At 70.0% G+C, this 12,816-nt stretch carries 9 protein-coding genes; 4 read left to right on the forward strand and 5 right to left on the reverse strand.

Annotated elements, in window-relative coordinates; genetic code table 11:
- A complete protein-coding gene (locus DMB42_RS09770; RefSeq protein WP_260477591.1) occupies positions 1-981 on the forward strand; it encodes an endonuclease/exonuclease/phosphatase family protein in 981 nt (326 codons plus the stop codon).
- A 143-nt stretch (positions 982-1,124) separates the two neighbouring features.
- Here DMB42_RS09770 and DMB42_RS09775 read toward each other — a convergent pair whose 3' ends face one another.
- The 5 genes from DMB42_RS09775 to DMB42_RS09795 form a co-directional block, all read right to left on the reverse strand.
- Positions 1,125-2,642, reverse strand: a complete 1,518-nt coding sequence (locus tag DMB42_RS09775) for a glycoside hydrolase family 13 protein (protein WP_125632899.1) — start codon at positions 2,640-2,642, stop codon at positions 1,125-1,127.
- 34 nt (positions 2,643-2,676) lie between these two features.
- The gene (locus tag DMB42_RS09780; protein WP_125632901.1) at positions 2,677-3,636 is read right to left on the reverse strand and encodes a carbohydrate ABC transporter permease; all 960 of its coding nucleotides are present in this window, start codon (positions 3,634-3,636) and stop codon (positions 2,677-2,679) included.
- 2 nt (positions 3,637-3,638) lie between these two features.
- Complete coding sequence (locus tag DMB42_RS09785; RefSeq protein WP_125632903.1) at positions 3,639-4,559, reverse strand: carbohydrate ABC transporter permease; 921 nt, start codon at positions 4,557-4,559, stop codon at positions 3,639-3,641.
- Positions 4,560-4,630: 71 nt separating this feature from the next.
- Positions 4,631-6,007 (reverse strand): ABC transporter substrate-binding protein, encoded by a 1,377-nt coding sequence (locus DMB42_RS09790; RefSeq protein WP_125632905.1) that lies wholly within the window; start codon positions 6,005-6,007, stop codon positions 4,631-4,633.
- 171 nt (positions 6,008-6,178) lie between these two features.
- On the reverse strand, positions 6,179-7,171 hold the full coding sequence (locus DMB42_RS09795) for a LacI family DNA-binding transcriptional regulator (protein WP_125632907.1): 993 nt from the start codon (positions 7,169-7,171) through the stop codon (positions 6,179-6,181).
- A gap of 235 nt (positions 7,172-7,406) precedes the next feature.
- Between DMB42_RS09795 and DMB42_RS54150 the strand changes: the two genes are divergently transcribed.
- The 3 genes from DMB42_RS54150 (at position 7,407) to DMB42_RS09805 (ending at position 12,733) form a co-directional block, all read left to right on the forward strand.
- On the forward strand, positions 7,407-8,279 hold the full coding sequence (locus tag DMB42_RS54150; protein WP_221762076.1) for a discoidin domain-containing protein: 873 nt from the start codon (positions 7,407-7,409) through the stop codon (positions 8,277-8,279).
- Positions 8,237-10,975 (forward strand): CARDB domain-containing protein, encoded by a 2,739-nt coding sequence (locus DMB42_RS09800; RefSeq protein WP_221762077.1) that lies wholly within the window; start codon positions 8,237-8,239, stop codon positions 10,973-10,975. Before DMB42_RS54150 ends, DMB42_RS09800 begins: the two co-directional genes overlap by 43 nt.
- 165 nt (positions 10,976-11,140) lie before the next feature.
- Positions 11,141-12,733: a carbohydrate binding domain-containing protein gene (locus tag DMB42_RS09805; protein WP_125632909.1), complete on the forward strand. Its 1,593-nt coding sequence runs from the start codon at positions 11,141-11,143 to the stop codon at positions 12,731-12,733.
- The last annotated feature ends 83 nt before the right edge of the window (positions 12,734-12,816 follow it).

Genomic DNA, 12,816 nt, shown 5'->3' on the forward strand with positions numbered 1-12,816 from the left:
ATGGACGAGGTTGTGCAGGGGACCGTGCGCAAGCCGCCGCGCCGGGTCTGGCGGCGGCGGCTGGCGACGGCGGTCGCGGTGCTGTTCGCGGCGGGGACGGCGGTGCGGCTCGGCGGCCTGGAGTCCGGGGTGCTGCTGGTCCCGCTGGTCTCCTTCACGCCCTATTTCGGGGTCGCGGCGCTGCTGATGCTCGGGGTCGCGGCCCTGGTCCGCAGCCGGGCGGCCGTCGCGATCATGCTGGCGGTGTGCGTGTGCCTGGCCTGGGTCGTGCTCCCGCGCGCCCTCGGCGGCGGTACGGACGCCGCCTCCGGCCGCCCGTTGCGCGTCCTGACCGCCAACCTCAACGGCGGACGCGGCGACGCGGAGACGGTCGTCGAATACGTCCGCAGCCTGAACGTGGACGTGCTCAGCCTCCAGGAGCTGACCTGGGCCGAACGCGACCGGCTGGCGGCGGCCGGGCTGGAGGCGCTGCTGCCGTACCAGCTCACCAAGCCGGAGACGTGGGGGCCGGTGGGCAGCGGGATCTACGCGCGGTACCCGCTGCGCGAGCGTACGGGCGTGTTCCAGCCGGTCGGGCATCACATGCCGGTCGCGGAGGTGGCGGCGCCCGGCGGGGCGGTGGAGGTCGTGCTCGTGCATCCGGTCGCGCCGGTGCCCTCGACGGTGCCGGAGTGGGAGGCGGGGGTCGGGACGCTGCCGCCCGCGCCGTCCACGGGCGCGCCGCGGATCCTGGCCGGGGACTTCAACGCCACGCTGGACCACGCCGTGTTCCGGCGGCTGCTGGGCACCGGGTACGCCGACGCGGCGGCGGCCACCGGGAAGGGGCTGGTGCCCACCTGGCCGATGCGCCGGATCCCGCCGCTGGTGGCGATCGACCACGTGCTGACGGACGGGCGCGGGCGGGCCGTGGACACGCGGATCCTCGACCTGCCCGGCTCCGACCACCGCGCCCTCTTCGCCGACCTGCGCCTCCGAACCTGACCCACGCCCGGTGCGAGAACGGGCGCGGGGGGGGGGGGGGGGGGGGGGGGCGCCGCTGGGGGGGGGGGGGGAGGCCGTCCGGGGCGGGGGGGGGGGAGGGTGGGGCGGGGGTGGGCGTCGGGGGTGAGGCGGGCGGGTGAGGGTCAGATGAGCCAGGCGGCGGTGTCGGTGGGGAGGCGGTCGCCGTCCAGGGGGCCGCTGGCCAGCAGGACCGTCGCGGGCCCGGGCAGCGGCACCGGCTCGGCCCCGAGGTTGACCACGCAGGTCAGGCCGGAGTCCCGGGTGAAGGCGAGCACGTCGGGGCCGAGGTCGAGCCAGGTCAGCGTGCCGTCGCCGAGCCGCTCGGCACGGATGCGCAGGCCGTTCCGGTAGAGGTTGAGCATCGAGCCGAGGTCGGCGGTCTGGGCCTCGACGGTGAGCTTGTTCCAGGCGTCCGGCTGCGGCAGCCACGGCGTGGCCGTGCCGAACCCGAACGGCGGCTCGTCGCCCGACCACGGCAGCGGCACCCGGCACCCGTCGCGCCCCTTGACGGTGTGGTTCGAACGCCGCCACATCGGGTCCTGGCGCAGCTCGTCGGGGATGTCATCGACCTCCGGCAGGCCCAGCTCCTCGCCCTGGTAGATGTAGATGCCGCCGGGCAGGGCCATGGCCAGCAGGGCCGCCGCGCGGGCCCGGCGGTAGCCGAGCTCCAGGTCGGCGGGGGCGCCGTCCCGGCGGTCGCCGTGGTCCCAGGAGGTGTCGGCGCGGCCGTACCGGGTGACCACGCGGGCGACGTCGTGGTTGGACAGCACCCAGGTGGGCGGGGCGCCGAGCGGGGCGTGGGTGGCGAGGGTCTGCTCGATCACCTCGCGCAGCCCGGCGGGCTCCCAGGGGCAAGCCAGGAACGGGAAGTTGAAGACGGTGTGCAGCTCGTCGGAGCGCAGGTAGCGGGCCAGGCGCTCCTGGTCGGGCAGCCACACCTCGCCGACCAGGACGCGGTCGGCGTACTCATCGTTGATCAGGCGCCAGCTCCGGTAGACGTCGTGGACCTCGTCCAGGTCCTCGTACGAGCCGGTCAGGCCCTCGGGCTTGGTGAGCAGGGCGGCCGAGTCGATGCGGATGCCGTCCACGCCGCGGTCGTACCAGAAGCGCAGCACGTCGTGGAACTCGCGGTGCACGTCCGGGTTGGTCCAGTTGAGGTCGGGCTGGCCGGGGTCGAACAGGTGCAGGTACCACTGGCCGTCCGGCAGCTGGGTCCAGGCGGGGCCGCCGAAGATCGACTGCCACTCGCCGGGCTCGTCCCGGAACCAGAACCGGTCGCGTACGGACGGGTCGCGCAGCGCCTCCTGGAACCACGCGCTCGCGGTCGAACTGTGGTTCGGCACCACGTCGATGATGATCCTGATGTTCAGCTCGTGCGCCTCGGCGATGAACTCCTCCGCCTCGGCCAGGGTGCCGAACACGGGATCGATGTCCCGGTAGTCGGCCACGTCGTACCCGCCGTCGGCCAGCGGCGAGGGGTACCAGGGGTTGAGCCAGATCGCGTTCACCCCGAGCGCCGAAAGGTACGGCAATCGTGCCCGCAGCCCCGCCAGGTCGCCCACGCCGTCACCGTTGCCGTCGGCGAAGCTGCGCAGGTAGACCTGATAGATCGCGGCTCCCCGCCACCACGTTTCGGACATGCTGAAGACAACTCCTTGCCATAGGTGAAGGCACTCAGCCCTTGAGGCTGCCGGCGGTGAGTCCCGCCATGATGTGCCGCTGGAAGATGAAGAAGACGATGACGGTCGGGATGCTCGCGATCACCAGGCCGCCCATGACCTGGTCCTGCGACACGGCCCCTGCGGTCTGGGCCAGGCCCACGCTGAGCGTCATGTTGTCGCTGTCGCTCATGACGAGCAGCGGCCAGATGAAGTCCTTGAACGAGGTGACGATCGTGAAGATCGACGTCACGCCGAGGATCGGGCGGGAGACCGGCAGCACCACCGACCACAGGATGCGGAACGGCCCGCCCCCGTCGATCTGGGCGGCTTCGAGCAGTTCGCGGGGGATGGAGTCGAAGAACCTCTTGAGCAGGAAGATGTTGAACCCGTTGGCGGCGGCGGGCAGCCACAGGCCCCACGGGTTGTTCAGCAGGTCCCAGCCGAGCAGCGGCACGTCGTGGATGGCGAGGTAGGTGGGGATGAGCACGACCATCGGCGGGATCATCAGGGTGGCCAGCATGGCGCCGAGGATGACGTTGCCGAGCGCCGGGCGGAGCTTGGACAGCGCGTACGCGGCCGTGACGTCGACCGCCATGGTGATCAGCCAGCCGCCGACGGCGTAGAAGACGGTGTTCTTCAGCAGGGTGCCGATGTCGAACAGCTCCCACGACTCCAGGAACTTCCCGAAGTTCAGCTCCTTCGGGAAGAGCGTGGGCGGCACCTGGGCGAACTCCTCGGCCGACTTCAGCGCGCCGGTGATCATCCAGTACATCGGCAGGAGGAAGACGACCGTGAACGTGACGACCGTCGCGACCAGGACCGTCCAGTAGACGCGCCGTCCCCACCGGCTGTTGAGCTGGTGCGGGGAGATGATCGTACGGAACTGCACCTCGATGCGCTTGGGCTGCCGCCGTCGTGCCCTGCGTCCTGGCGAGGGGGGCGCGGCGGGGCGTTGCAGGGTGACGTTCGACATGGTCAGCTCTTCTCCTCGCGGGTCAGCCGGAGCTGCACGGCGGCGAAGGCGAGCAGGACGACCATGAGCATCATCCCGAGCGCGCCGCCCGCGCCGTAGTTGCTGTAGGTGAACGCCTGCTGGAACATCAGGAAGGCGACGGTGGCGGTGGCGTTCTCGGGGCCGCCGCCGGTCAGCAGGTACGGCTCGATGAAGACCTGCATGGTCGCGACGATCTGCAACATCAGCATGAGCAGCAGGATCAGCTTGGTCTGCGGGATCGTGATGTGCCTGATCCGCTTCCACACGCCGGCGCCGTCGAGCTCGGCGGCCTCGTAGAGGTCGGGTGAGATGTTCTGCAGCGCCGCGAGGTAGATCAGGGTCGCCGAGCCCATGTTCATCCAGGTCGAGACGAGCACCAGGCAGATCAGCGCGGTGTCGGTGGAGTAGATCCAGTTGAGGCCGGGCAGCGAGAAGAAGCCGAGGATCTGGTTGAACAGGCCGACGTCGGGGTCGTAGAACCAGCGGAAGAGCAGCACGGCGACCGCCGGGGGCAACATGACCGGCAGGTAGACGACGAACCGCAGGTAGGCCCGGCAGTGGCGGAGCTCGTTCAGCAGGATCGCCACCGCGAACGGCAGGCCGTAGCCGAGCAGCAGCGCGAGGACCGTGAACGTGAGCGTGTTCAGCCACGCGGGACCGAACGCCGGGTCGGCGAAGGCCGTCCTGAAGTTCTCCAGGCCGACCCACTCGGGCTCGTTGACCAGGTCGGTCTTCTGGAAGCTGAGGATGAACTCCTGGACGATGGGATACCAGGAGAACAGGACGAAGCAGAACAGCGCCCCGACCATGAACCCGTAGGCCGTCAGGTTCCTGCGCAGCGCCCGGCGCAGCGGCGAGGGCGGCCTCGGCCGTCGCGCGGTTCCGGCGGTCGCAATGCTCATGGGGTGTCTCCGATCACCGACTCGACGTACCGGGGCGCCGGCGGGCGCGGCGCCCCGGTCTCACGTTCCGCTCAGCCCTTGCTGGCCAGCATGGCGTTCGCCTTGGTCTCGGCGTCCGCGAGGAGCTGGTCCACATTGGCGTCCTCGCGGCTCAGCACGGCGGACATGGCCACGTCGAGGATGGCGTAGAGCTCCTGGGCGTGCGGCGGCTCCATCTTCGGCGGGATGGTGGCCGAGGCGTCCACGTACGGCTGGTAGTTCTCGACCGGCAGGGTGGCGCTGGCCTTGCGGGACTCCTGGAGGGCCTTGCCGGTGGCCGAGGCGCCGTAGACGTCGTTGTCGGGCACGCCGACCGGGTTGCCGAGCGACTTGCCGCGGGCGAAGTCGAAGCGGCCCTTGTCGACGGTGTTGAAGCGGAAGTCCACCCAGGCCAGACCGGCCTTGATCTGCTCGGGCGTGGCCTTGGGGTTGACGAAGAACGCCTCGCCGCCGCTCAGCGACGCCTTGGCCTCGGGGAAGCCGGTGATCCCGTAGTCGGTGGCGGCGCCCTTGAACTTGTTGACCACGTCGGTGACGACGTCGGGGGCGCCGAGCATCATGCCGACCTTGCCCGAGCCCATGGCCTGCATGAGGGGCTCCCAGGCGTTGAACAGCTTGGCGCCGGTGCTCTTGTCCACCCAGCGCAGGTCCTTCAGGAACTGCAGCACGGCCTTGCCCTCGGGCGAGTTGAACGCGGCGGTCTTGCCGTCGGCCGAGACCATGTCGCCGCCGCGGCCGTACAGGGCCTGGTTGAAGTGCCAGCCGCCGGTGTTGCCGCCGGAGTACTCGCCGTAGCCGATGACGCCGCCGCCGAGCGCGGCGATCTTCTTGGCCGCCTCGCGCACCTCGGCCCAGGTCTTGGGCGGGGTGTTGGGGTCGAGCCCGGCCTTGGTGAACAGCGCCCGGTTGTAGACCAGGCCGACGCTGTAGTGGACGTTGGGGACGCCGTAGACCTTGCCGTCCTTGGTGACCAGGTCGCGGACGTCCTGACGCAGGTCGTTCCAGTTCTTGATCTCACCGGTGTACGAGGTGATGTCGAGGCCCTGGCCCTTTCCGATCACGTCGGCGTAGTTGGTGACCGGCACCACGAACACGGTCTCCATCTGGCCGCCGGCCAGCTTCGGCCCGAAGGTCTTGGGATCGAAGCAGGGCTGCTGGTCGGTGCTCTTGACCGTCACGCCGGGGTGCGCCTTCTGGAACGCGGCCACGTCGTCGTCCCAGGCCTGCCGCTCCTTGGGCGCGGACTTCGCCGGCTGGCAGGCGACGGTGATGCTCACCTGCGCGGCACCCGAAGCGCTGCCCTGCGCCTGGGGCTTGGTGTCGTCGCCACTGCCGCAGGCCACGGCGCTCATGCTCAGGCCTGCCGCCAGGAGCAGCCCCACAGTCCTGCGATAGTCCGATCTCTTCATCGATCTGACCCTTCTGAAGCTTGACGAAGCCGGTCGAGATGCCGCTCCCGACAAGGCGGTGAGGGGACGGTGAGGCGCCCCGCTGTGCGCTCACAATGGCAGATCCCTCAGATGTCCGCAATGTTTCGACATGGGGTTGCAAGATAACGACTAGGTCACCGGAAGAGCTCTTCAGGAGGAGCCGCGCACCCGTCCCGTCGAGGCTCTGACCACCAGTTCCGGGTCGAACAGCAGCTCGTCCGCGGGCACCGCGTGCTTGTCGATCTGGGCGATGAGGAGGTCGACGGCGGCCCGGCCCATGGCGTCGATCGGCTGGCGGACGGTGGTCAGCGGCGGGTCGGTGCAGTTCATCAGGGCCGAGTCGTCGAACCCGACCACCGAGACGTCCTCGGGCACCGACTTCCCGGCCCGGCGCACCGCCCGTACGGCGCCGAGCGCGAGGAGGTCGCTGGCGCACACGATGCCGGTGACGCCCTTCGCGACCAGCCTGGCGGCCGCGGCGTGGCCGCCCTCCAGCGAGTACATGCTGTGCTCGACCAGGCCGGGATCGACCACCCCCGCCACGGCGGCGAGCTTGCGCCTGGACGGCACGTGGTCGCGCGGCCCGAGCACCAGGCCCACCCGTTCGTGGCCGAGGCTGCGCAGGTGGCCGAGCGCGATCTCGGCGGCCACCACGTCGTCGGCCGACACCTGCGGGAAGCCCAGGTGCTCGACGGCGGCGTTGACCAGGACGGTGGGCAGCCCGCGTTCGTAGAGCAGCTCGTAGTGCTCGTGGGAGGCGTCGGCCTGGGCGTAGTGGCCGCCGGCGAAGACCACGCCGGAGACCTGCTGGGACAGCAGGAGGCTCACGTAGTCGGCCTCGCTGACCCCGCCCACCGTGCGCGTGCACAACACGGAGGTGAACCCCTGCTGGGCCAGGGCGCCGCCGACGACCTCGGCGAACGCGGGGAAGATCGGGTTCTGCAGCTCGGGGAGCACCAGGCCGACCAGCTGGCCGCGGTCGCCGCGGAGCCGGGTCGGGCGCTCGTACCCGAGAACGTCGAGCGCCGTCAGCACGGCCTCCCTGGTGGCCTCCGACACGCCGGGCTTGCCGTTGAGCACCCGGCTCACGGTCGCCTCGCTCATGCCGACCTTCTTGGCCACGTCTCCGAGTCGTCGGGTCATGCGCAAACTATACGACCAGATCCGCAAACACTTGCAACAGCTTGCGGCCAGCCTTGCAGGAGAACTCTGCGCGATCTGCGGCGCACGCAGGGCTTGTGACCTGGTTCCTTCGTAACGGGCGGGATATCGCATGACAGTCGATTATTTGCGAAACTAAGTAGAAACATTGCGGATTTCTAAGTGTCAACTTAAGGTGCGGGCAACCCTCCCAGCCCGACGAGAGGCGACACCCCCCATGAAGCGCAAGCCATCCCTCTTACGACCGCTCGCGGCGGCCATCGCCGTCGCCCTGGCCGTGATCGGCTGGAGCGCCCCGCCGGCCGCCGCCGCGGGCCCGAACCTGGCGGCCGGCAAACCGGTCACCGTCAGCAGCACCACCGACGTGTACGGCGGCGGCAACGCCACCGACGGCAACCAGGCCACCTACTGGGAGAGCGCCAACAACGCCTTCCCCCAGTGGATCCAGGTGGACCTCGGCTCGGCCGTCAGCGTGAACGAGCTGGTCCTGAAGCTCCCCTCCACGTGGGAGTCCAGGACACAGACGCTGACCGTGCAGGGCGGCACCGTCAACCCCCCGCTCACCACGCTCTCGGCCTCGGCCACCCGCACGTTCGCCCCGGCGGCCACGATCACCTTCACCGCGGCGACCGTCCGCTACATCCGGGTGACCGTCACCGCCAACACCGGCTGGCCCGCCGGCCAGCTCTCGGAGTTCGAGGTGTACGGCCCAGGCTCCGGCGACACCCAGGCGCCGACCGCGCCCGGCGGCCTGGCCTACACCGAGCCCGCGAGCGGCCAGATCAAGCTGACCTGGACGGCCGCCACCGACGACGTCGGCGTGACCGGCTACGACGTCTACGCCAACAACACCCTGCGCGGCAGCGTCGCCGGGAACGTGCTGACCTACACCGACAACCAGCCCGGCACGCTCACCGTCGCCTACTACGTCAAGGCCAGGGACGCGGCGGGCAACCAGTCGCCGGCGAGAACACCGTCACCCGCACCGGCAGCGGCGGCCCCGGCTCCAACCTGGCCGCCGGCAAGCCGATCACCGCCTCCTCCTACGTGCACACCTACGTCGCCGCGAACGCCAACGACAACAGCGTGACGACGTACTGGGAGGGCGCGGGCGGCAGCTATCCGAACACGCTGACCGTCCAGCTCGGCGCGAACGCCGATGTGTCCTCGGTCGTGGTCAAGCTCGACCCGGCGGCCGCGTGGAGCACCCGTACCCAGACGTTCCAGGTGCTGGGCAGGGAGCAGGGCGCCTCGGGGTTCACGAGCCTGGTCGCCTCTGCGCCGTACACGTTCGCCCCGGCCTCGGGCAACACGGTGACGGTCCCGGTCAGCGGGCGGGTGGCCGACGTGCGGTTGTCGTTCACGGCCAACACCGGGGCCCCGGCGGGGCAGGTCGCCGAGCTCCAGGTGATCGGCGCGCCCGCGCCGAACCCCGACCTGACCGTCACCTCGCTGTCCTGGACGCCGCAGGCGCCGGTGGAGAGCGACGCGGTCACGCTGTCGGCCGTGGTCAGGAACGCCGGCAACGCCGCGTCGGCCGCGACCGACGTCGCCTTCTCCCTCGGCACCGCCAAGGTCGCCACCGCGAACGTGGGCGCGCTGGCCGCCGGCGCCTCCGCGACCGTGACCGCGAACATCGGGACCAGGGACGCGGGCAGCTACCCGGTCAGCGCGAAGGCCGACGACGCCGGGTCCGTCATCGAGCAGAACGAGTCCAACAACTCCCTCACCAGCGCGTCGCCGCTGGTCGTCAAGCCGGTGGACACCTCCGACCTGGTCGCCGCGCCGGTGTCCTGGACGCCGGGCAACCCGGCCGGCGGCAGCACCGTCACGTTCTCGGTCGCGATCAGGAACCAGGGCACGGTCGCCTCGGCCGCCGGCGCGCACGGCGTCACGCTGACCGTCGCGAACGAGGCCGGCACGGTCGTCAGGACCCTGACCGGCAGCCACACCGGCGCGATCGCCCCCGGGGCCACCGCCGCGCCGGTCACCCTGGGCACGTGGACGGCCGCCAACGGCAGGTACACGGTCAGGACCGTCATCGCGAACGACGCCAACGAACTGCCGGTCAAGCAGGCCAACAACACCAGCACCCAGCAGCTCTTCGTGGGCCGCGGGGCGAACATGCCGTACGACACCTACGAGGCCGAGGACGGCGTGACCGGCGGCGGCGCGCAGGTCGTCGGCCCGAGCAGGGACGTCGGCACGGTGGCCGGCGAGGCGTCGGGCCGCCGCGCGGTGACGCTGAACCAGAACGGCTCCTACGTCGAGTGGACCACCAAGGCCGACACCAACACCCTGGTCACCCGCTTCTCCATCCCGGACGCGCCGGGCGGCGGCGGGACGAACTCGACCCTGAACATCTACATCAACGGCGCCTTCCACAAGGCCATCGACCTGACCTCGAAGTACGCCTGGCTGTACGGCGCGGAGGCGAGCCCCGGCAACTCGCCCGGCGCCGGCCCGGCCCGGCACATCTACGACGAGGCCAACGTCATGCTCGACGCCACCGTCCCGAAGGGCAGCAGGATCAGGCTGCAGAAGGACCCGGCCAACACCACCACGTACGCCGTCGACTTCGTCAGCCTGGAGCAGGTCTCGCCGGCCGGGAACCCCGACCCCGCGCACTACGCCGTACCGGCCGGGTTCTCCCAGCAGGACGTGCAGAACGCGCTGGACAAGGCGCGCCAGGACAGCAACCTGACCGGCGTCTACCTGCCCGCGGGCACGTACCAGACGACGGGCAAGTTCCAGGTGTACGGCAAGGCCGTCAAGGTGGTCGGCGCGGGCCCCTGGTACACCAGGTTCGTCTCCCCCTCCGGCCAGGACGGCACCGACGTCGGCTGGCGCACCGAGGCGTCGTCGAACGGCTCGACGTTCGCCGGTTTCGCCCACTTCGGCAACTACACCTCGCGCATCGACGGCCCCGGCAAGATCTTCGACCTGTCGAAGGTGTCGAACATGACGATCGACAACATCTGGGTCGAGCACCAGATCTGCATGTTCTGGGGCACGAACGTCGACCATGTCACGATCAAGAACTCGCGGATCAGGAACACCTTCGCCGACGGCGCGAACTTCACCAACGGCAGCACGGACAACCTGATCACCGACGTCGAGACCCGCGCCACCGGAGACGACAGCTTCGCGCTGTTCGCGGCGATCGACAACGTCAACGCCGACCAGTCGGGCAACGTCTTCGAGAACATCACCTCGCTGCTGACCTGGCGGGCCGCGGGCGTCGCGGTGTACGGCGGCCAGAACAACACGGTCCGCAACGCCTACATCGCCGACACCCTGGTCTACTCGGGCATCACGATCAGCTCGCTCGACTTCGGCATCCCGATGCGGGACTTCGGTCCGGGGCAGACGAAGTTCGAGAACATCTCGCTCGTACGCGCCGGCGGGCACTTCTGGGGACAGCAGACGTTCCCGGCATTGTGGATCTTCTCCTCGTCCAAGAAGTTCACCGCGATCCGGGTGAACGACGTGGACATCGTGGACCCGACCTACAGCGGGATCATGTTCCAGACCGGCTACTCCAGCCCGAGCACGCCGCTGAACCCGGTCGCCGACACGGTCTTCACGGACGTGTCGATCTCGGGAGCGCGCAGGAGCGGTGACGCCTTCGACGCCAAGTCGGGCTTCGGCATCTGGGTCAACGAGCTGCCCGAGCCCGGCCAGGGCCCGGCGATCGGGTCGGCCACGTTCAACGGTCTGCGGCTGAGCGGCAACGCCACCGACATCCGCAACACGACGAGCACGTTCACGCTCAACGTGAACTGAGCCCGTTCCGACGTGCCGTCCGGGTCCGCGGGGGCCCGGACGGCACGTCCGCGATATGACCCAAGTGATATGGAAGCCCCGTGGACAACTTTAAAGTTTCTTTACATAATCCGATGAACCCGCTGGTCGCGGGCCCGCGCTCGGGCGACGAAAGGGTTGTCCACCATGAAGCGAACACGCCGTCTCCTCGTCGTGCTGCTGGCCTCGGTCCTGGCGGCATTGGGCGTCCTCGTCGTCCAGACCTCCGCCCAGGCGGCCAACCTCCTCACCAATGCCGACTTCGAGACCGGGTCCCTGTCACCCTGGTCGTGCACCGGCGGGCTGGGGTCCGTGGTGTCCACACCGGTCCACTCCGGCACCAAGGCGCTGGCCGCGGCGGCCAGCGGGTCCGACACCGCGCAGTGCACCCAGTCGGTGTCGGTGCGGCCGAGCACGACGTACACGCTGAGCGCGTGGGTGCGCGGCAGCTACGTCTACCTCGGCGTGACCGGCGGCTCCTCCTCGACGACGTCGTCGGCCTCGGCGTACGCGCAGCTCACCGTGTCGTTCACGACCACGGCGAACCAGAACACCGCGGTCATCTTCCTGCACGGCTGGTACGGGCAGGGCACCTACTACGCCGACGACGTCAGCTTCGACGGCCCCGGCGGCAGCCCCTCCCCCACGATCACCCCGACCGTCACGCCCACGGTCACCCCGACCGTGACCCCGACGGTGACCCCGACGGTGACCCCGACGGTGACGCCGACCGTCACGCCCACCGTGACCCCGACGGTGACGCCGACCGTGACGCCGACCGACACCACCTGCCCGACCAAGCCGCGCCCGGCGGGCAAGGTGATCCAGGGTTACTGGGAGAACTGGGACGGCGCGATCAACGGCGTGCACCCGCCGCTCGGCTGGATCCCGATCACCGACCCGCGCATCAAGCAGCACGGCTACAACGTGATCAACGCCGCGTTCCCCGTCATCCGCTCCGACGGCACCGTGCTGTGGGAGGACGGCATGGACGCCACCGTCAAGGTCGCCACCCCCGCCGAGATGTGCCAGGCCAAGGCCGCGGGCGCGACGATCCTGATGTCCATCGGCGGCGCGGCGGCCGGCATCGACCTCGGCTCCAGCACCGTCGCCGACCGGTTCGTGGCGACCGTCGTGCCGATCCTGAAGAAGTACAACTTCGACGGCATCGACATCGACATCGAGACCGGCCTGACCGGCGGCGGGAGCATCACCCAGCTCTCCGCCTCGCAGTCGAACCTCATCCGGATCATCGACGGCGTGCTCGCCCAGATGCCGGCCGGGTTCGGCCTGACCATGGCGCCGGAGACGGCGTACGTGACGGGTGGCAGCGTGACGTACGGCTCGATCTGGGGCGCGTACCTGCCGATCATCAAGAAGTACGCCGACAACGGCCGCCTGTGGTGGCTGAACATGCAGTACTACAACGGCAGCATGTACGGCTGCTCCGGCGACTCCTACTCCGCCGGCACCGTGCAGGGCTTCACCGTGCAGACCACCTGCCTGAACAACGGCCTGACCATCCAGGGCACCACGATCACGGTTCCCTACGACAAGCAGGTGCCCGGACTGCCCGCGCAGCCCGGCGCCGGCGGCGGATACATGGCCCCCTCGCTGGTGTCGCAGGGCTGGAACGCCTTCAACGGCCAGCTCAAGGGCCTGATGACCTGGTCGATCAACTGGGACGGCTCGAAGGGCTGGACGTTCGGGGACAACGTCAGAGGTCTGCAGGGCCGCTAGGGACGCGGACGCGGTGGCCTTCCGGCGCGCCAGGGGCGCCGGGAGCGCCGCCGCGTTCGTCATTGGTAACGCTTGGCTGTGAA

This window comes from Nonomuraea sp. WAC 01424 (assembly GCF_003947315.1).
Classification (GTDB): Bacteria; Actinomycetota; Actinomycetes; order Streptosporangiales; family Streptosporangiaceae; genus Nonomuraea; species Nonomuraea spiralis.

Coding starts and splice junctions, on each gene's coding strand:
- DMB42_RS09770 (WP_260477591.1), top strand. CDS start 1: ATGGACGAGGTTGTGCAGGGGACCGTGCGCAAGCCGCCGCGCCGGGTC.
- DMB42_RS09775 (WP_125632899.1), bottom strand. CDS start 2,642: ATGTCCGAAACGTGGTGGCGGGGAGCCGCGATCTATCAGGTCTACCTG.
- DMB42_RS09780 (WP_125632901.1), bottom strand. CDS start 3,636: ATGTCGAACGTCACCCTGCAACGCCCCGCCGCGCCCCCCTCGCCAGGA.
- DMB42_RS09785 (WP_125632903.1), bottom strand. CDS start 4,559: ATGAGCATTGCGACCGCCGGAACCGCGCGACGGCCGAGGCCGCCCTCG.
- DMB42_RS09790 (WP_125632905.1), bottom strand. CDS start 6,007: ATGAAGAGATCGGACTATCGCAGGACTGTGGGGCTGCTCCTGGCGGCA.
- DMB42_RS09795 (WP_125632907.1), bottom strand. CDS start 7,171: ATGACCCGACGACTCGGAGACGTGGCCAAGAAGGTCGGCATGAGCGAG.
- DMB42_RS54150 (WP_221762076.1), top strand. CDS start 7,407: ATGAAGCGCAAGCCATCCCTCTTACGACCGCTCGCGGCGGCCATCGCC.
- DMB42_RS09805 (WP_125632909.1), top strand. CDS start 11,141: ATGAAGCGAACACGCCGTCTCCTCGTCGTGCTGCTGGCCTCGGTCCTG.